Origin of the sequence: Shewanella chilikensis (assembly GCF_037953065.1) — a bacterium.
Taxonomy (GTDB): Bacteria; Pseudomonadota; Gammaproteobacteria; order Enterobacterales; family Shewanellaceae; genus Shewanella; species Shewanella chilikensis.
In genome coordinates this window covers 4,264,771-4,284,473 of the sequence record NZ_CP149966.1, presented here as the reverse complement: position 1 = coordinate 4,284,473, position 19,703 = coordinate 4,264,771, and the positions used below count along the sequence as shown (strand labels likewise).

Here is a 19,703-nt window from a genome sequence, read left to right as displayed (position 1 = left end):
AATTCAAACCTGACCCCATCGAGATAAAAATGCCCGGCATCGAGCCGGGCATTTTGTTGTCAATCTTAAAACCTCAACTATGGCGTTGGTGATTTTTGGTGGCTGTTTGAGTGCCCTATTTCAGGGCTGTCAAACTCAGGCGCTTGGGTTGTTAATCCTTGACCGCCAGCAGTTCTCTTATTTGGGCGCCGACATCGCGCTGGAATTCATCGGCCTGATCGAATACTCCCAACATCTTGATAAAGCCGTGAATCGTGCCCGGGTAGCGCTGATAGTGCACGGCTACGCCGGAAGTCGCCAACTTGTCGGCGTACAGACGGCTGTCGTCGCACAGGGGATCGCATTCGGCGCAGTAGAGCAAGGTAGTGGGCAGCTTACTGTGGTCGGTTGCCAGCAAAGGGGAGCAATAGGGGTGAATGGCATCGGCCGGGCTGCGTAGATAGTGGTTCCAGTAGTACTTCATACTGTCCTTGTGCAGCAAAAAACCTCTGGCGTATTTCTCGGCCGAGGCCGTGTGCCAGCCGTACTGCACCGGCGGGTAAACCAGCACCTGGCAGGCGAGATCCGCCGAGTCTTCATCGCGGCACCTCAATGCCACCGCAGCGGCGAGATTGGCACCGGCGCTGTCGCCGAAGATACCGATTCGCTTGGGATCCAGTCCCAGTCTCTCGGCGTGTTTGAACACCCACAGGGTTGCCGCGTAACAGTCATCCATGGGGATGGGGAACTTGTGCTCCGGCGCCTTTTGATAGTTGACGGCAATCACCACCACGCCGCAACTCTTGGCCAGTGCCCGGCTGAAAGGGTCGTTAATCTCTATGTTGGACACCATCCAGCCGCTGCCGTGAAAGTAGATCAGCACCGGTTGGGGTTGCTCGCTGTGTTTCGGGCGGTAAATCCTAACCGGCAGGTCGGCGGTAGGGCCGGGAATAAACCTGTGTTCAACGGCGGCCATCTCTTCCGGTGGCCTGGCCGGGGGAATATCGCTGTGTTCCTGATGACGACCGGCCTCGGGCGCCAGATCTTCATAGGGCGTAAAGCCTGCGGCATAGGTTTGCTGCAGGAAGGTTTCAACCTGGGGATTGAGTGGCATACGGGTACTCCATTCAGCAAGGGATCAGGCCTTGTAAGTCACCTCTGTGACCCCTTTGAGCCTGGGACGGTTGGCTTCGGTTTGTGTCAGCGGCCTCACTTCCCGAAGGGAGTTGTGGCAGCGCGGCACCAGCGCCTGATATTCCCGGGTATTGAGGCGTTTCCAGTGCAGATCCTGCTCTGTGACATCGCGGATATATCGGGCGGGAGAGCCTGCCAGTAACTGCCGCGGTTGCCCCTGAAAACCGACTTTGATAAAGCTCATGGCGCCGACTATGCTGTCTGGCCCTATCTCGGCGCCATCCATGATCACGCTGTTCATGCCTATTAGGGCATTGCGGCCTATGATGCAGCCGTGCAGCACGGCGCCATGGCCGATATGGCCATCTTCGGCGACTATGGTGTCTTGATCGCAATAGCCGTGCATGATGCAGCCATCCTGCAGATTGCTGCCGGCCTTGAGGATCAGCCGACCATAATCACCGCGAAGGGAAGCGTGAGGGCCGATGTAGACATTGGCGCCGACTATCACATCGCCTATCAGTACGGCACTGGGGTGAACAAAGGCGCTGGGGTCGACAACAGGGATCAGACCTTCAAATGCATAACAGGTCATGGTATTTATCCTGTGGGTTGCAGGGGTGGGACATCCTTGTCCCGGTTGGCGTGCTTTCCTTAAATTATTTGCCTTTCCAGACGGGATCGCGTTTTTCGGCAAAGGCCTGTGGCCCTTCCAGCGCGTCTTCAGAATGCAATACGGAAGGATAATGTTTCAGTTGGCCGCTGCGGATAAAGCGATAGGCTTCTTCCACCGGCATTTCGCTGGTGGTGCGATAAACCTCTTTCAGGGCGGCGAGGGCCAGAGGGGCACTCTGGGTGATCTCCTGTGCCAACTCACGGGCGGTTTCCATCAGTTGGCTGTTGTCCACTACCCGGTTGACTATGCCCCAGCGCAGCGCTTCCTGGGCATCCATGCGGCGGCCTGTCATCATCATCTCATTGACAATCGCTGGTGGGATCAGCTTGGGCAGGCGTAGCATGCCGCCGCTGTCCGGTACTATGCCCAGTTTGGCTTCCGGTAGGGCGAAGCTGGCGTTGTCGCTGCAGACTATCAAGTCGGCGGCCAGGGCCAGCTCGAAACCACCACCGAAGGCATAACCGTTGACGGCGGCGATAACAGGCTTGTCCAGATCGAACAGCTCGGTCAGACCGGCAAAACCGCCTGGACCAAAGTCGGCATCCGGGGCTTCGCCCTCGGCGGCGGCTTTCAGATCCCAGCCGGCAGAGAAGAAGCGCTCACCGGCCCCTGTGATAATTGCCACCCGCAGTTCCGGATCATCACGGAAAGCGATAAAGGCTTCACCCATGGCAAAACTGGTCTTGGCATCTATGGCGTTGGCCTTGGGGCGATCCAGGGTGATTTCCAGAATATGGCCATTGCGGCGTATGTGTAACGATTCGTTCATGCTAATACTCCATCTGGATTAAAATATCACTGAGTATGTGCGAAATACAGTTAACGCTTATCGCCAGCCTAAGGCCACAATTATTTATGGCTTAAGCAGATATTACCCAGCTATTACATTTATTGGTAATAAGCAACTTACCAAATACTTTTTGGTTTTTACGGTTCGCTTTTTAAGCCTTCGATATATTGAAGGCTTAAATTTTTAATTCGGTTTATTTGTTTGGCTGATTGTCAGCAAAGACTCTTCTTTTTTATTTTTCCCGAACAGGTTCTCGGTAAGTTTTTTCTGATCTCAAGGAAAGAAGGCACCTTGAATTTAGCCATATGTTCTTCACAATATTCGAAGAACTCCTCTTCAGTAATCGCCTGGTTTTTATGCAAGACAATAAAAGCCTTGATGGCTTGATCTCGAATAGAGTCTTTCACCCCAATAATGGCGACATCGGCAATTTTGGGGTGCTCGGAAATAATGTTTTCCAGTTCGACACAGGAGATATTTTCGCCGCAGCGTTTGATCATGTTGCAGCTGCGATCGATAAAATAGAAGAAACCTTCCTCATCGACGTAGCCTGAGTCGCCTGTGTGCAGCCAACCGTCGGCCGAGAGTGTCTTGGCGGTCTCTTCCGGCAATTTGTAGTATTCACGAAACAGTGTCTTACCCGGTTCGCCCTTGATACAGATCTCCCCGGTCTCGCCGGGAGGTAGGGGGCGCCCCTGTTGATCTCGGATCTCCACTTGATAGCCCATGCCGACCCGGCCGATGGAGGGCCAGCGCCGCTTGTCACCTGGGCGGTCGCCTATGACGCCGACTATGGTTTCTGTCATGCCATATGAGGTAAACAGGCGCACGTTAAAGCGGTCGATAAAGGCGTCTTTTTCCTGATCTGACAGGTTGAGATAGAACAACACTTCACGCAGGCAATGCTGTTTCTCCCAGGGCATTTGCGGCTGCATCATCAGGGTGCGGATCATCAGCGGGATACATTCTGTGACTGTGGCACGATACTTACAAATCTGACCCCAGAAGGCGCGGGCGCTGAATTTTTCCAGCATCACAAAGGTGGCTCCCGCCGAAAAGGCCGCCATGGCTGCGGTGCACTGGCAGTCGATATGATAGGCGGGCATGGGGGTCAGGTAGATATCATCATCTCTGAGGGCACATTGCCAGGCGGTGTAGTAACCGGCGAATCTGAGGTTGTAGTGGGTAATTACCACGCCCTTGGGACGGGAAGTGGTGCCCGAGGTAAACAGGATTTCGGCAACATCGCTGCTGCTCAATGGCGCTCTGTGTTGCAGCTCGTCGGGTTGTGCCAGCCTTAGGTGGTGAAAATTGAGAATATTGGCCGGCGCGGTGGCAGATTCATCGGCAATCAGCAGTATCTGCTGTAGTGGAGAGCCGGGATCTTGCTGCAAACAGCTATAGAGTGATTGAAAATCGCTGCTGGTAACCACCAGCGAGATAGCGCACTTGTCCAGAATGTAGGCGGTTTCTTCCTGCAGCAGATGAGTATTTATCGGCACCATGATGGCGCCTATCTTGGCCAGACCGAACCAACAGAAGATGAACTCGGCACAGTTGTTGATATGCAGTGCCACCTTGTCGCCCTTGGCGACGCCCAGCGAATGAAACAGGTTGGCGGTGCGGTTGATCTCTTTATTGAGCCCGGCATAACTGTATTCCTGGGCCAGCCCTTGAAGGTTTTCGACGATAAGCGCCGTTTTCTCTCCATAGTTGAGGGCCAGATCATCCCAAGTCTGACGTAAATCTTGTCCAGCTATTATATCCATTTGACACCTTGCTCAATAAAACGTTTTCAGCGGGGTATACTGCGAAGGCTTGAACACAAGCCTTCGCGCGACTTCAGGAGTTATTTTTCTCCTTTGATTTTGGCCAGCCCTTTATTCACCAGCTCCTGGATAGTGGCTTCGTCGTAGCCGATATCTTTGAGAATGGCATCGGTATCCATGCCGTGGCTTGGCATGCCGCGCCAGATCTGGCCTGGGTTGTTCTTGAATTTGGGCATCACATTGGGGCCCTTGCAGGTACGGCCGTCCATAGTTTGCCACTCGGTGATCGACTCACGGGCGATGTACTGAGGGTTGGACTCCAGGTCTTCGGCGCTGAGTACCTTGGCACAGGCAATTTTCAGTTCGGCGAAGCGTTCGCGTACCTGTTCAATGGTGCGTTGGCCTATGTAGCGTTCCAGCGCATCTTCAATTTCCTGTCCATGTGGGCATTCGATGCGGTGGATAAGCTGAGTGCCTTCAGGTATGGCTTCTGTGTGCAGCAGGTGGCCAAGACCTATGTCTTTGAACAGCTCTTCAATCTGGGTGACGCCGACCATTTCCATCACTATGTAGCCGTCTTCACACTTGTACAGGCCACAACCGGCATAGTAAGGGTCACGGCCCTTGTACTGGCGTGGTGCCATCTGACCGCCGTTGAAGTAGTCCATCATGAAGTACTGGCCCATGCGTAACATAACTTCATACATGGCCACGTCGATACTTTCGCCAACACCTGTTTGCTGCGCCTTATACAGGGCTGCCAGTGCAGATGTGGTTACAGTCATACCTGAAAAATAATCAGCTGTATAAGGGAAGGATGCCATGGGTTGGTCGACATCGCCGTTTTGCATCAGATAGCCGCTGAAGGCCTGGGCAATGGTGTTATAAGCGGCCAGGTGAGTGTATTCTTCGGTGCCGTATTGACCAAACCCAGATAAGTGAGCGATAACTAACTTTTTATTGCGTTCCCATAAGACTTCATCAGTGATACCGCGACGGGCAAAGGCCGGGCCCTTACTGGCTTCGATAAAGATGTCTGTGGTTTCCATCAGCTTGAGGAAGGCTTCGCGTCCTTCATCCTTGAAGATATTCAGCGACAAGGCATGCAGGTTGCGGCGAGATAGTTCTGGATAGTTGGGTTGTACCCGGATAGTGTCTGTGTAAGCCACGTTTTCAATCCAGATAACTTCGGCGCCCCATTCAGCAAATAGCTGCCCGGCAAATGGACCGGCAATCTCGATACCGGAAAACACCACTCTGAGACCGGAGAGCGGACCGAATGTAGGCATAGACAAGTGTTGTGACATGATCTGTTCCTTCTAGCAATTCTTGGCATAGATGGCGCTGTGTGCAGCGTCATATCGACCGGCCGGTTTCACCGGGAGCAGGGAGATAAGCAAACCCGGCCGGTCCTCAAGGCAACTATTTGTTGCGGTACTCTTTCAGCACTGCGCGACCCAGTGTCAGGATCTGCATTTCGTCTGAACCACCTGAGACTCTGTCTACCCGCAGATCGCGCCAGAAGCGGCTGATGCGGTGTTCACCGGCGATGGCGTAGCCACCGAAGACCTGCATGGCATGGTCGACTACCCGGAAGGCGGCGTTGGCGCAGTAGTACTTACACATGGCCGCGTCACCAGAGGTCATCATGCCGTTGTCGGCTTTCCAGGCAGTGTGGTAGATCATGTTGCGCATGTTGTTCAGCTCGATGGCCATATGGGCAAACTTCTCCTGGATCAGCTGAGTGCGGCCAATGGTTTCACCGAACTGTACCCTCTGGTTGGCATACTTGGCAGCGTCTTCAAAGGCGCAGTAAGCCGTACCATAGTTGGTGCAGGCCACCAGGAAACGCTCGTCATCGAACTCTTCTTTTACCCGCAGGAAGCCGTTACCCTCAGTGCCGAAGAAGTCTTTCTCTTCCAGCTCAACATCGATGAACTGCACTTCACAGCAGCTGTCCATCTTCAGACCGAGTTTGGGAAGCTTGCTGACCTTGATACCTGGCTTGGTCATGTCGACGAAGAACTCGGAGAACACAGGTTTCTCAGAGGCTGAGTCTTTGGCCATCACTACCAGGAAGGGGCAACCGGCGGCACTGGTGATAAAGCACTTGGTGCCATTGAGGTAAATCTTGCCATCGCGGCGAGTATAGGTAGTCAGCAGGCTACCAACATCGGAACCGGCAGACGGCTCGGTGATGGCGGAATTCCACATCTGTTTGCCGGTACCCAGGAAGGCCATGATCTTGTCGATCTGTTCTTGGGTACCGTGTTTCAGTACCGTAGTAAAGCCGGCCAACTGAAATAGGACATAGGTGGGGGCACCGAGGCGGCCCAACTCTTCCCAGATAACCGCCAAGGTCATCAGCCCGGCTTCCATGCCGCCGAACTCTTCCGGCAGTAACAGGCTATCTATGCCCATATCTGCCAGTTCTTTTACAAATCTTTCTGGATATTGACTATTTTCATCGCACTCAGAGAAATATTGTTCCCAATTTTCTCTTTCCATTAAGTCACGAACACCTTTAACGAATAGTTCCTGCTCATCTGTTAAGCGATAATCCATGAAAACTCCCCTATATAAATATATTTAATCAAGTTAAGGTGTGAGGTGAATCTATAATTAGATTAACTCTTCCAATTATTTTTTCGTGAATCTTTCAAGAATGAGATAATGATCATTATGTTCACGAAAATGAGAGGCGCACCGCCGGCAATAATGGCTGTTTGCAGAGGTTTTAATCCGCCAAGTGCCAACAAAACAATACCGATAACACCGACCAATACAGACCAACCTACACGAACCCAAACTGGTGGTTCATTATCCGCATCGACGCCTTTACAGGTTGACATGGCCAAGGTGTAAGAACAGGCGTTAATTAATGTCACTGTTGCCAAGAAACACAGAATAAAGAACATCCACATGGTGATGGTGCTCATTGGCAAAGCGGCCCAAGTTTCAATAATGGCCCTGGCGGCACCATATTGTTCAATCAGGGCAGGCATATTGACGATATTTTCATTCATCAGATTAAGTGTGTTACTGCCCAGAATGGTCCACAGCAACCAGGTAGAAGCTGTCAAGCCGCCTACCATGGCCAGACACAGCTGACGCACGGTTCTGCCGCGAGAGATCTTGGCCAGGAAGATACACATTTGGATGCCGTAAACTACCCACCAGGCCCAGTAGAACACTGTCCAATCCTGAGGGAAGCTGCTTTCACTGACTGAGGCAGTGTAGAACAGCATACGGCCCATGTTCATCAGCAATACCCCGATGGAATCGGTGAAGTAGTTTACTGTGAAAGTGGTGGCGCCAATGATGAGTACCCAGGCAAGGATGATGATACTCAGGTAGCTGCGCAGGTCACTGGCAATCTTGATCCCTTTTTGCAGACCAAAGGCCACACAAATGGCGTTGAAAATGATCCAGGCTGAGATGATGGTGGCATCTACTTCAATGGTGCGCGGAATACCGAACAGATATTGAATACACTCGGTAACCAGAGGCGTCGCCAGACCCAGACTGGTACCCATGGCCAGGATCAGCGCCACGACATAGATGTTATCTATGATGGTGCCTATGATGCCTTCACACTTCTTGCCCATGATGGGATAAAGCGTACCGCTGGGGCGTACCACGTCCATTTTCTTTACGAACAGGAAGTAACCCAGAGCGACAGAGAAGAAGGCATAACCGGCCCATGGTAGGGGACCCCAGTGGAACAGACTATAGGCCAGACCAAACTCTTTGGCTTGGACTGTCAGAGGTTCCATTTCAAATGGGGGATAACTGACATAGTAGTAGATCTCCAATGAACCCCAGAACAATACGGCGGCTGAGGTACAGGAGGCAAACATCAGGAAGATCCAGCTTCCGGTACTGAATTCCGGTTCTTCATTACCGAGACGGTTATTGGCATAAGGACCGAATAGTAACCAGAGCCAGCCGGCCAGCATGACTATCATGTACCATTCAAATGCCCAGCCCCAGCTATGGGTTAAATAGTGGAAGACTGCGCTGATAACTTCATTGGCTGCATCAAGGTCTCTCACGGTAAAGTAGGAGAGAAGGATCACCACCAATAATGAAGGGAAAAATATTTTCGCTTCAATACCGGCCTTTTTGATCTTTTTATTTTCACTCATCAAAATTCTCCATGCCCAAAAAGTCTTTAATTGATTTTCAGGAAAGGTGAGCCCGTAAGGTTTAATAAAAAACCTCAGATTAATATAAAATGATTTGGGTTTGAGCTACTGGTTAAATAGCTCAGTTATTAAAACCAATATTGCAGGTGAATGTTGAATCGACCATTCCACTCCTTATCGCTGTCCTCAAGACCCAGACTATTGTCACCTAGCCAGAGAACATTTTTGGCATGATAATAGTCGACATATACAAAGAATTGTTTGTATGAAAGAGATACCCCAGTACTGTTAAGTACAGAGTCATCAAATTTTGACTCATCTGGAGTCAAAATGCTGAAGTCGTTATAGAAGGTGAATTGGCCACCCCATTGGGTATTAAAAACTTTTGACAGGTTGAAGGTCATGATGTCGCCCTTGGCGGCCACTTCATAAAAGCCATTCACTGCGCCAACTCCAATTTTTGAAGTATCTATTTGACCATCATCATATTGGTCAAAGTCATATTTCAAATACTGGAGTTGTACACCCCAGCCACGATATTTTGCATCCAGGTGTACGGCATAGTTCAGGTTATCTCCTGATTCATCGGCCACCGGATTATAAAGTTGGCCGTATTCAACAGAGGCTCCCAAGAGCACTTGCCAGTTATCGTTTTCCCATCTGTAGGTCTCGCGCAGACTGGCGGTATTGTATTCCTTGTTGTTATAGGTAGTACCATTGACAGTGCCTGAACCTATGGTACCAGCAAAGTTACGATAGTCGCTGCCCTTGTAGAGAGAGCTCTGGATGAAGGAAAAGTCTGTTTCGAAGTTATTGAATTTATGGTTGATATTGAATCCAACACCATAGTCATCTTCGAAACCAAGGTAGTAGTTGAGGCTGTACCACCAGTTGTGGGAAGCAAAGTTCTTATTACCAAATGCCTTGTTGACTACCCCGAGCTGCAAGGTTAAATCTTCATTGGCATTCCAATAGGCATAACCATTTTTTAGGTAGTCATAGCCATCGGCAAAGCGGTATTCAGCGACAAATCCATAGTCTTCAAAATCCTGGGATAGTTTTATTCCCAGGGTATTGAAATCAAAGTCTCCTCCTGTGGCTTTTGAAGCATCACTAAAATCTTTAATGCTGTAGTTAGCTCTTATTGAACCACTGATCTCTACTGCCAAACTTGGCATGCTAAGCGTTAGTCCTAATAACATTAAGCTTATGTTTTTTAGCTTAAACTTATTCATTCATCACCCTCCGTTTTTAATTTGAACCGATTATGGTTTCGGCAATAAATAAAAAAACATTCCCGCATCACACTTTTGGTCAATGGATTGTTGCTTTGCTCGAAAATATGTGACGAGAGTCACCAAAAACGGCAAAAATGAACCATTTGCGCTCGTTATATAATCAGGATTTTTGTAATCTGGCTTAGAAATAAGATATTGCTCACAAAAAAAGGCTCAACAAACGAATTTGTTTGGTCTTAATTGAAAATAGCTTGTATTAATAAAATGAAGCTGATGGATTGTGAGAGGTTTATTTAATTAATCTGATAATCAATTAAGCAACTCTAAATTTGGTTAAGGTGAACTAATCTATTATCCATGTTGATATTTAAATGGGTGTGGAATTTTATTCCTTTTCGTTACCCAGGAGGGTGCGACTTTGTGTGATGTAAGCCTGAAACTTTATTGATTATGGGTTTCAGATCACCAATGTTGAGGAGTGTAAACCAGTAGAGACGAATGTTTATAGTGATACTTAGACTGGAGATAAGATGAAGATCATTGCATGTTATAAGCTTGTCCCGGAAGAGCAGGATATCAAAGTCATTCCCAACCTTCCTGTAGACACAAGTAATGTAAACAAAAAGATAGGTCAATTCGATCTGTGTGCCGTTGAAGCTGCGGTACAAATCAAGGCAACCCAGAGCGATTGCAATATTACGGCGCTGAGCATAGGCGCAGATGCACTGGCCGCCCCCAAAGCCTGTAAAGATATTCTTTCAAGAGGCCCAGATGCACTGACTCTGGTCTGCGACCCTAAGTTGGAACAGGTATTACCGCATGAAACTGCCAGAGTGCTGGCGGCGGCGGCCAAGCAGGAAGGTTATGACCTGATCCTCTGCGGTGACGGTTCCGGTGACCTCTATGCTCAGCAGGTAGGTTTGCTGCTTGGTGAATTGCTGCAAGTGCCTTGCATCAATGGTGTCAGCAAGATTCTGGAAGTCGCCGATGGCGTGGTCCGGGTCGAGCGTGAGCTGGACGATGAAGTTGAAGAGCTGGAGTTGTCGCTCCCTGCCGTATTAGCGGTTTCTGCCGATATCAACGAACCTCAAATCCCTTCAATGAAAGCCATTCTGGCCGCAGGTAAAAAGCCGGTCAACAAGTTGGCTTATGCCGATCTGGCGCTGGAAGAGATCCCACAACTGGTTGAGCTGGTGTCTATTACTGCGCCTGAGCAGAAGGCTCGCAAGCAGATCATCATTGAGGGTGATGACGATGGCCAGGTTGCCGAGTTTGTCGGTCATATTGGCAACGTATTGAATTGAGGGGGATGAAATGAGCAAGCTAGCAAATGTTTGGGTTTTCAGCAGTGAGGCCGCTCGTCTGCCCGAAGTGATGGCCGCCGGTCTGCAACTGGGTAACAGTGTTTCTGTATTTGTCTTGGGTGGTGCCGATGAAGTCGCCAGGGCTGCGGCACTGGGCGCAAACAAGGTGTATCACCTGGGTGAGAAGGATTCTAGCCGCATAGTTGAAGATTATGCTCTGACCATGGCCAAGGCGATTGAAGCCGAAGCGCAGCAATCTTTGGTCTTGCTGCCTGCCAGCCGTCGTGGCAAGGCGTTGGCTGCTAAGCTGGGTGTGCGCCTGAGTGCCGGGGTTTTCAATGATGCCGCCGAACTCACAGTCGATGGTGAAGGTCATGTGGGTGCCAAGCACCTGGTCTACGGTGGCCTGGCCATAGGTGAAGAGAAGATCACCTCTCAAATTGCCGTAGTGACTCTGGCTGCCGGCGCCTTCAAGGAGTTGCCAGCCGAAGAAGCGGGTCGCAGCGCCGACACTATCACTCTGGAATTTGTTGCCCCTGCCAATGGTATTCGTTGCCTGGCTCGTCGGCCAAAAGAAAAGTCCAATGTGGATTTGGGTAAGGCTAAGCGCGTTATCGGTGTGGGCAATGGCATAGGTTCGCAGGATAACCTGAAGTTGCTTGAACAGCTGGCCGACAATGTGGGAGCCGAACTGGGTTGTAGTCGCCCGATCGCCGAAACCGAAAAATGGATGGAGCGTGAGCGCTACATTGGGGTTTCAGGTGTGATGATCAAACCTGATGTCTATGTGGCTGTCGGTATTTCCGGTCAGATCCAGCACATGGTCGGTGTCAATGATTCCCAAACCATTATCGCTGTCAACAAAGATAAGAATGCCCCCATCTTCCAATATGCGGACTACGGCATTGTCGGTGATATCAACAAGATAGTTCCAGCCTTACTGAACAGTTTCAAAGGTTAACTGTTTGGCCCGACTACCGGCTCAAGGGGCCGGTAGTCTCGAATTCAAGAGAGGATCAGCATGTCAGAAGATGCATTTGACGCAATCATAGTGGGAGGCGGACTCGCCGGCTGCGTTGCTGCCTATGTCCTGGCCAGTCAGGGCGCCGATGTTCTGGTGATTGAACGCGGCAACTATGCCGGGGCCAAGAATATGACTGGCGGTAGACTCTATGCTCACAGCCTGGAAAAGATTATGCCCGATTTTGCCAAGCGGGCACCGCTGGAGCGTAAGGTCACCAAGGAAAAAGTATCGTTTCTCACTGATGATACGGCAGTAACTCTGGACTATCACAACGGCCGTGGTCAGGAGCCGGTAGAGGAGTCTTATACTCTCCTCAGGGGCACTTTCGACCAGTGGTTGGCCGAACAGGCCGAGGAAGCCGGAGCTCAGTTTATTACCGGTATTCGGGTCGAAAAAATTCTCAAGGAAGACGGTAAGGTTGTTGGTGTAGAAGCCGATGGCGACTCGCTGCTGGCCAAGACAGTGATTCTGGCTGAAGGAGTCAATCCGCTTCTGGGTGAGCAGATCGGCATGGTTAAGCCCAAGGTGCAAGCCAGTGCCATGGCGGTCGGTGCCAAGGAGCTGATTGCCCTGTCCGAGCAGCAGATTAAGGATCGCTTTAATGTCAGTGGTGACGAAGGGGTTGCCTGGTTGTTTGCCGGTTCACCCTCCAATGGTCTCTTGGGTGGGGGCTTCCTCTATACCAATAAAGACACTGTTTCTTTGGGTATTGTGTGTGGTTTGCACCATATCGAAACTTCCTCCAAGACAGTGCCGCAGATGCTGGAAGACTTCAAGAATCATCCGGCGATCAAGCCTTTGATTGAAGGCGGCAAGCTGCTCGAGTACTCAGGCCACGTGGTTCCCGAGGCCGGACTGAACATGGTGCCAAAGCTGGTGGATGACGGTGTCTTGATTGCCGGTGATGCGGCAGGTTTCTGTATCAACGTGGGCTATACGGTTCGCGGTATGGATTTAGCCATTGCATCCGGTGAGGCCGCCGCCAGAGCCGTGCTCGCAGCCAAGGCCAAGAATGATTTCAGTGCCGCTGGACTCAGTGCCTATCAAACACTGTTGGACAACAGCTTTATCATGAAAGATCTCAAGCTGTACCAGAAATTACCCGCCTTTATGGAGAACCCAAGGATCTTCAATCAGTATCCCAAGCTGGTCGCCGATCTCATGCAGGAAATGTTCACCATAGATGGCAGCGCCTCGCAGCCTCTGCGCAAGACCCTGATGAAGCATGCCAAAGAAGTGGGTTATATGAATCTGATTAAAGATGGTATTAAGGGGATGACAGCGATATGAGCGAGCCAGTCAATGTTGATGTGAAACTGGGGGTAAACAAATTCTATGTTGATGAAGGGCATCCACATATTGAGCTTGTTGAAAACCCGGATATCAATGAATTCCGTAAGTTGGTCAACGCCTGCCCAGCAGGACTCTATAAAATTCAGGACGACGGCAGCCTAAAATTTGACTCTGCCGGTTGCTTGGAATGTGGCACCTGTAAAATGCTTTGCGGTGAAACCATTATCAAGAAATGGGAATACCCCAGAGGTACATTCGGTATTGAATATCGTTATGGTTAGTGCCGCTCGAAAACCTTAAATCTGAATTTAAGTTAGTTTTCTAACGAGCTCGATTGTGCAAAGTGAGAGCATACACTTTCAAGGTTATCCACTCTTTTTAGTCAACAGGGTGAAATAACTGTTTATTTTAAGCGCTATGCTCTTATCCATTATTCAGCCTATTTAAGTTTTACATGCTATTTATGTAGTTTGCTAATTGTAACCGTTTTCTCACTTTTGAGCTTCAGATTTGTTTTAATTCCATTTTTTATTCAGTATTTCTCGGCTGAGAAATCAGGCTGAAGATTAATGGCACATTTTTGTGAACGAATAAATCAAATGAATTTATTGGTTTAAAATAAGAGATTAGCATATGAAAGCTAAAAAGTTCGATGAAATGGAGTTTACGCCATTACATAAGAAAATCATGTTTTGGGGCAGTGGTGGTCCCTTCCTCGACGGTTATATTCTGGTCATTATTGGTTTGGCGCTGGAGCAACTTATCCCCGAGATGCAGCTGGATGCCAACTGGATTGGTTTGGTTGGGGCGTCTACCCTGGTGGGCCTGTTTGTCGGTACTGCACTCTTTGGCTATGTGGCTGATTTGTTTGGTCGCAAGTTAATGTTCCTGATAGATATCATAGCAATAGCCGTGTTATCTGTCGCCACCATGTTCGTCTCATCCCCAATAGAATTAGTGGTGATGCGCTTCCTTATCGGGGTGGTGATTGGAGCCGATTACCCCATTGCCACCTCCATGGTGGCCGAGTTCTCCCCAACCAAGAAGCGCGCCTTTACCATGGGCTTTATCGCGCTGATGTGGTACGTGGGCGCTACTGCGGCCAATGCGGTTGGTTATCTGCTTTACGATCTCGAGGGTGGCTGGCGTTGGATGTTGGGCAGCGGCTTGATACCTTGTCTTGTTATCCTGCTTGGGCGTTTCCATCTACCCGAGTCGCCACGTTGGCTGCTGCGTAAGGGCCGTATCGCTGAGTATAAGCAGGTTATGCAACAGTACTTTGGCGGCAATATTCATATTGAAGCGGAAGAGAAGATCGATACCCAGTATTGTAAGCTGTTCGAAAAACGCAACTTCACCATGATTATCTTTATCGGCACTATCTGGACCTGCCAGATCATTCCCATGTTTGCCATCTACACCTTTGGGCCGCAGATAGTTGGGGCCTTGGGTTTCTACGATGGCAAAGACTCGGCACTTGGCAACATCATCATTAGCGCCTTCTTTATCATAGGCTGTATCCCGGCCATGTATTGGCTGGATTCCATGGGCCGCCGGCCACTGCTTATCATCAGCTTTGCCATGATGACCTTGTCACTGGCGATGCTGGGGCTGGTGTCCTCGCCCGGTATCTGGGTGGTGATTGCGGCCTTTGGTATGTACGCCTTCTGCTCAGGTGGTCCGGGGATCTTGCAGTGGCTCTACCCCAATGAATTGTTCCCTACCGATATCCGTGCTTCGGCCGTGGGGGCCGTGATGTCTTTTAGCCGAATAGGCACCATACTATCGACCTATGCTTTGCCTGTATTTATGAACGCTTATGGGGTTTCCTGGACCATGATGGCTGGCGCCGGTATTTCACTGCTGGGCCTGGTGGTTTCCATCTTGCTGGCACCGGAAACCCGTGGCATGACCTTGGCGGATACCAGTGTTGCCGGATTTGTAAAACACTGATTATCAGATACTAACTATCAAACGCTGCTTATTAAAAATATCGAAAATCGCCGCCTCCAAGGAGGCGGCAACAGCTTCAATGGTCGGCGACATAAGGGTTGTGGCGCCGCTCTTCAGCAAAAGTTGACATGGGGCCATGACCGGGAATAAAGCAGGTATCTCCCCCCAGCGGCCAGAGTTTGTTCTTGATGGAATCCAGCAGCGCCGCGTGATTCCCGCCGGGAAAATCGCAGCGGCCTATGGAGTGTCTGAACAGCACATCGCCAACCCAGGCCAACTTGGCCGCCGGGGCAAAGAATACCAGGTGGCCTGGTGTATGGCCCGGACAATGAATCACCTGAAGTTGTAACTCGCCGACCCAAATAGTGTCATCCTGCTCAAGAAAGCGGTCTGGATAAAAGACATCACAGTGGGGAAATTGATATAGACGACATTCCTCCGGCAGCATATCAAACAGAAAAGTATCATCCTTATGAGGGCCGAGTATTTCGGTCGATGAACTTTCGGCCAATAATCTGGCTGCGCCGATATGATCTATATGACCATGGGTCAGGAGTATCTTATCCAGCTCCAGTTTATTGTCTTCAATAAAACTTGTTATCTTCTCTACTTCACCACCTGGATCTATTACAGCGGCCTTGTTGCAACCATCTTGCCAAACAACACAGGCATTTTGTTTATAATGAGTTACGGGAATAATTTTGAAGTTTACATTTTGAGTCATTTATATCTCCACGATTATATAAATATAAATTGAGTTTACTGGTGGATGGATTCTATTTGTTGATATTGCTCAATAAATCATAATTTATTTTCTGTGATTTTATTTTTTAATTCATTAAATGGATTGCTTCAGGCTTTAAATTTATATCTTGTTGTTGAATAATCTATTTCACTTGGATTATTGTGAAATAGCTCAAAGGGATGGCGGGCTAATTTCTATAATATTGACCATGTTCCAGCATTTCTAACTGGATTGACTCGAATATGCCTGGGGTTATACTGCCGTAGGTACCTGTCGCAGAGTTTCGATAGGTATCCTGCTTACTGATGAAAACTTGCTGAGGTATCGATGAACTATCGACTGACAAACGAACAAGAAGCATTTATTGCAGGAGTAAGAGACCTGATGTCACAGGAGGACTGGGAATGCTATTTCTCCGCCTGCGACGACAACAATGAATATCCTGAGCGTTTTGTCAGAGAGCTGGCCAAGCTGGGGCTGGATAGTTTGCTGCTTCCGGAAGAATACGGCGGCAGCGATGCAGGTCTGGTGACTCTGGCCTTGATCTGGGAAGAGTTGGGCCGTCTCGGTGCGCCAACCTATGTGCTTTATCAGATGGCGGGTTTTCCTACCATATTACAGGAAGGCACCCAGGAGCAGATCGATAAGATCATGGCTTATATTGGTACTGGCAAACAGGTGTGGAACTCGGCGGTCACCGAGCCGGATGCCGGCTCGGATGTGCGCAGTCTGCAGACCACTTACACCCGGAAGAAGGGCAAGGTCTACCTCAATGGCACCAAATGTTATATCACCAGTGCCGCCGAGACGCCTTATCTGGTGGTGATGGCCAAAGATTCCGCCAGCTTCGAACCGATTTTCTCCGAGTTTTTTGTCGACATGAGTAAACCGGGGATCTCTGTCAGCCACTTGCCTAAGCTGGGACTGAAGATGGACAGCTGCTGTGTGGTGGAGTTCGACAACGTAGAGCTGGAGGAAAAGGACTTCTTCGGCACCGAAGGCAACGGTTTTGCCAGGGTGAAGAAGGAGTTTGATCTGGAGCGTTTCCTCATTGCCTGCAGCAACTATGGTTGCGCCTATTGCGCCTTCGAAGATGCCGCCCGTTACGCCAACAAGCGGGTACAGTTTGACTTGCCGATCGCCAAGACGCAGCTGATCCAGGAAAAGTTTGCCTATATGTCGGTGCAGCTCACCAACATGAAGAACATGATTTATCACACCGCCTGGAAGGCTGACAACGGCCAAATGACCCCGGGCGATGCCGCCAAATGTAAGCTTTACTGCTCCAAGGCGGCCTTTGATGTGGTCGACAATGCCATGCAGGTGTTTGGCGGTCAGGGGATCACCGGCGAGCATCGCATCAGCCGTTTCTGGCGCGATCTGAGGGTCGACAGAGTTTCCGGCGGCTCGGAAGAGATGCAGGTGCTGACGCTGGGCCGGGAAGTGCTTCGGGAGTATGTCTAGTCTTTAGGTAAAGACAGATACCGCCCACAATGTGGCCGAGTTGGCCTTCCTGTTGGCCAAGCTGTAACCGTTATCTAGTTGAAGCCTTACTGCAGTTGGTACTGGATAACTCCGTCCTGGGTCAGGCGAAAGATCCACAGGGAGTCGCCTTCGCGGTAATACCAGCTGTTGGCCAGACCTTCTTCGGCTTTTAACTGAGAAGTGAACTCGCTCATTGCCGCGGCGGGCAGGCGGAAACTGCCGCTGGAGCTGTTGTTGTCCAGATCATTGTTGACCTTTATCTCCGTGGCCGAGGGCGGCAATATCGGTGGCAGCCAGCCTCGCTCGAATACTCCTTCAGCCCGGGCTTCGGCTTCGGTGGGGTATTGTTCGCTGATGACATCGCTGCAACCCCAGAGTAAGGCGGTTAACGTCAGCATGGAGCTGATGGAAAGGGAACGCATCAATGGTTTCATCTTGGGCTCCTTGTCAGTGAAATGGCGTTCTACTTTAACAAAGGCGGCCTGTACCTAGTCTGAAGCCAAGGTGCTTTCAGCGGTTTTGCTTTGCTTTTTCTGGACGCTTGGTTTATGACCATTGGCCCCTTTGTTGATTCGCCTAACATGCAGGCATCAATTCACATGGGTCATTAAAGCTGTTGCAGGCTGGCCAGCAAACGGTCCATCGCCCGATAACCCAGGGCCTGAGCCAGATGGCGCCGCTCGACCATGGGGCTGAGCTGCAGATCGGCTATGGTGCGCGCCACTCGTTGCAGCCGATGAAAGCTGCGCACTGATAATCCCAGCTGATTGACACTCTGTTCGAGAAACGCCAGATCGCCGGGTTTGAAACCTGCCTGCTTCAATGCCTTACTGCCCAACTGACTATTGAGTACGCCGGCGCGGCTGAGTTGCAGCTCCCTGGCCGCAGCGACTCTGGCGGCAATCTGCTCACTGGTTTCACCCTGCGCCGCCTCTGAGGTCAAGGCGCCTGGCGGGAGTTTGGGCACCTCTATGGTGAGGTCGAATCTGTCAATGAAAGGGCCAGACAGCCGGGCCAGGTAACGGCGGATCTGCTCTGGGCTGGCGCGGCTTCCTGGGCCTGCATCACCACAGGGGCTGGGGTTCATGGCGGCGATAAGTTGAAAACGGGCATCGAAGCGCAGTTTGGCTGCGGCGCGGGAGATGATGACATGGCCGGTTTCCATGGGTTCACGCAGGCAGTCGAGTACCTTGCGGGGAAACTCGGCAATTTCATCGAGAAACAGCACCCCAAGGTGAGCCAGCGAAATCTCGCCGGGTTTGGGAATCGAGCCGCCACCCACTAAAGAGATGGCCGAGCTGGTATGGTGCGGAGCGCGAAACGGGCGGCGATAAAATTCCCCCGGCTCAGTGGCCATGCCGGCCACTGAATGAATTGCCGCCACTTCCAGCGCCTCTTCATAACTCATGGGAGGCAGGAGTGAGATTATCCGGCTGGCCAGCATGGTTTTGCCTGTACCAGGTGGCCCCAGCATCAGCAGGTTATGCCCGCCGGCTGCCGCGATTTCCAGTGCTTGTTTGGCTTGATATTGGCCTATGACTTCCGACAGGCAGTCACTTGAGTGTGGCTTGGATTGTTCCAGCCATTCGGTTCCCGGCACTATCCCCGGCAGGGTTTGCTGCCCGTGCAGATAGGCGGCAATATGTTGCAGGTGCTGGGCCAGGCAACACTGTTGATAGCCCACCAAATCCGCCTCACTACGGTTATCCTGTGGCAATACCAGTTTGATACCTCTTTGACGGGCGGCAATGATCACCGGCAGGATCCCAGTGCAGTGCCTGACCTCACCGGACAGCCCAAGCTCACCGACAAATTCATGCTCGTCCAGGGATTTCAGTGGCAGCTGTCCGGATGCTGCCAGGATGCCAATGGCAATAGGAAGGTCGTAACGTCCACCCTGCTTGGGCAGATCGGCCGGTGCCAGATTGATGGTTATCCTGCGCATAGGGAACTCAAAACCCGCATTGATTATGGCGCTGCGAACCCTTTCTCTGGCTTCCTTGACCGAAGCTTCCGGCAACCCCACCAGATTGAAGGCCGGCAGGCCGTTGGAGAGGTGAGCTTCGACCAGTACTTGAGGCGCCTCCACACCTTTGGCGGCTCGGGTGGCAACTCTGGCTATGGGCATAACAGTTCCTTTGTTGTGCGCTTCCCTATTTTGTAGA

17 protein-coding genes are annotated in these 19,703 nt (G+C 50.7%); 6 read left to right on the top strand and 11 right to left on the bottom strand.

What is annotated here, in order from left to right:
• Window positions 1-151: 151 nt before the first annotated feature.
• The 8 genes from WKR14_RS19200 to WKR14_RS19165 form a co-directional block, all read right to left on the bottom strand.
• On the bottom strand, window positions 152-1,093 hold the full coding sequence (locus tag WKR14_RS19200; RefSeq protein WP_286996157.1) for an alpha/beta hydrolase: 942 nt from the start codon (window positions 1,091-1,093) through the stop codon (window positions 152-154).
• Window positions 1,094-1,117: 24 nt separating this feature from the next.
• Window positions 1,118-1,708, bottom strand: coding sequence for a carnitine operon protein CaiE (caiE, locus tag WKR14_RS19195; RefSeq protein WP_234595201.1), 591 nt, complete (start codon window positions 1,706-1,708; stop codon window positions 1,118-1,120).
• Window positions 1,709-1,772: 64 nt separating this feature from the next.
• On the bottom strand, window positions 1,773-2,558 hold the full coding sequence (gene caiD / locus WKR14_RS19190; protein ID WP_165565801.1) for a crotonobetainyl-CoA hydratase: 786 nt from the start codon (window positions 2,556-2,558) through the stop codon (window positions 1,773-1,775).
• Window positions 2,559-2,791: 233 nt separating this feature from the next.
• The gene (caiC, locus tag WKR14_RS19185; RefSeq protein WP_335921725.1) at window positions 2,792-4,348 is read right to left on the bottom strand and encodes a crotonobetaine/carnitine-CoA ligase; all 1,557 of its coding nucleotides are present in this window, start codon (window positions 4,346-4,348) and stop codon (window positions 2,792-2,794) included.
• An 80-nt stretch (window positions 4,349-4,428) separates the two neighbouring features.
• Window positions 4,429-5,655 carry an L-carnitine CoA-transferase gene (gene caiB, locus WKR14_RS19180; protein WP_224867021.1) on the bottom strand — a complete coding sequence of 409 codons (1,227 nt, stop codon included), beginning with the start codon at window positions 5,653-5,655 and terminating at the stop codon, window positions 4,429-4,431.
• A 115-nt stretch (window positions 5,656-5,770) separates the two neighbouring features.
• Complete coding sequence (gene caiA, locus WKR14_RS19175) at window positions 5,771-6,913, bottom strand: crotonobetainyl-CoA dehydrogenase (RefSeq protein ID WP_109247168.1); 1,143 nt, start codon at window positions 6,911-6,913, stop codon at window positions 5,771-5,773.
• A 62-nt stretch (window positions 6,914-6,975) separates the two neighbouring features.
• Window positions 6,976-8,496 carry an L-carnitine/gamma-butyrobetaine antiporter gene (gene caiT, locus WKR14_RS19170; RefSeq protein WP_165565799.1) on the bottom strand — a complete coding sequence of 507 codons (1,521 nt, stop codon included), beginning with the start codon at window positions 8,494-8,496 and terminating at the stop codon, window positions 6,976-6,978.
• Window positions 8,497-8,624: 128 nt separating this feature from the next.
• Complete coding sequence (locus tag WKR14_RS19165) at window positions 8,625-9,731, bottom strand: hypothetical protein (RefSeq protein WP_248953086.1); 1,107 nt, start codon at window positions 9,729-9,731, stop codon at window positions 8,625-8,627.
• Window positions 9,732-10,264: 533 nt separating this feature from the next.
• On the opposite strand from WKR14_RS19165, the gene fixA reads away from it, so the two are divergent.
• From fixA to WKR14_RS19140, 5 genes are all read left to right on the top strand, one after another.
• Window positions 10,265-11,038 carry a putative electron transfer flavoprotein FixA gene (gene fixA, locus WKR14_RS19160; protein WP_109247171.1) on the top strand — a complete coding sequence of 258 codons (774 nt, stop codon included), beginning with the start codon at window positions 10,265-10,267 and terminating at the stop codon, window positions 11,036-11,038.
• Between the two features lie 10 nt (window positions 11,039-11,048).
• Window positions 11,049-11,999: an FAD-binding protein gene (locus tag WKR14_RS19155; protein WP_335921724.1), complete on the top strand. Its 951-nt coding sequence runs from the start codon at window positions 11,049-11,051 to the stop codon at window positions 11,997-11,999.
• Window positions 12,000-12,059: 60 nt separating this feature from the next.
• A complete protein-coding gene (locus tag WKR14_RS19150) occupies window positions 12,060-13,352 on the top strand; it encodes an FAD-dependent oxidoreductase (RefSeq protein ID WP_109247173.1) in 1,293 nt (430 codons plus the stop codon).
• A complete protein-coding gene (locus WKR14_RS19145) occupies window positions 13,349-13,636 on the top strand; it encodes a 4Fe-4S dicluster domain-containing protein (protein ID WP_025010089.1) in 288 nt (95 codons plus the stop codon). The genes WKR14_RS19150 and WKR14_RS19145 overlap by 4 nt, the downstream gene beginning before the upstream one ends.
• Before the next feature lie 352 nt (window positions 13,637-13,988).
• Complete coding sequence (locus WKR14_RS19140) at window positions 13,989-15,308, top strand: MFS transporter (protein WP_109247174.1); 1,320 nt, start codon at window positions 13,989-13,991, stop codon at window positions 15,306-15,308.
• 76 nt (window positions 15,309-15,384) lie between these two features.
• Here WKR14_RS19140 and WKR14_RS19135 read toward each other — a convergent pair whose 3' ends face one another.
• Window positions 15,385-16,032: an MBL fold metallo-hydrolase gene (locus WKR14_RS19135; RefSeq protein WP_101056462.1), complete on the bottom strand. Its 648-nt coding sequence runs from the start codon at window positions 16,030-16,032 to the stop codon at window positions 15,385-15,387.
• A gap of 348 nt (window positions 16,033-16,380) precedes the next feature.
• Between WKR14_RS19135 and caiA (WKR14_RS19130) the strand changes: the two genes are divergently transcribed.
• Window positions 16,381-17,517: a crotonobetainyl-CoA dehydrogenase gene (gene caiA, locus WKR14_RS19130; RefSeq protein WP_165565794.1), complete on the top strand. Its 1,137-nt coding sequence runs from the start codon at window positions 16,381-16,383 to the stop codon at window positions 17,515-17,517.
• A gap of 86 nt (window positions 17,518-17,603) precedes the next feature.
• Here caiA (WKR14_RS19130) and WKR14_RS19125 read toward each other — a convergent pair whose 3' ends face one another.
• Complete coding sequence (locus WKR14_RS19125; protein WP_051541835.1) at window positions 17,604-17,972, bottom strand: hypothetical protein; 369 nt, start codon at window positions 17,970-17,972, stop codon at window positions 17,604-17,606.
• Window positions 17,973-18,145: 173 nt separating this feature from the next.
• The gene (locus WKR14_RS19120) at window positions 18,146-19,666 is read right to left on the bottom strand and encodes a YifB family Mg chelatase-like AAA ATPase (RefSeq protein ID WP_109247176.1); all 1,521 of its coding nucleotides are present in this window, start codon (window positions 19,664-19,666) and stop codon (window positions 18,146-18,148) included.
• Between the last annotated feature and the right edge of the window lie 37 nt (window positions 19,667-19,703).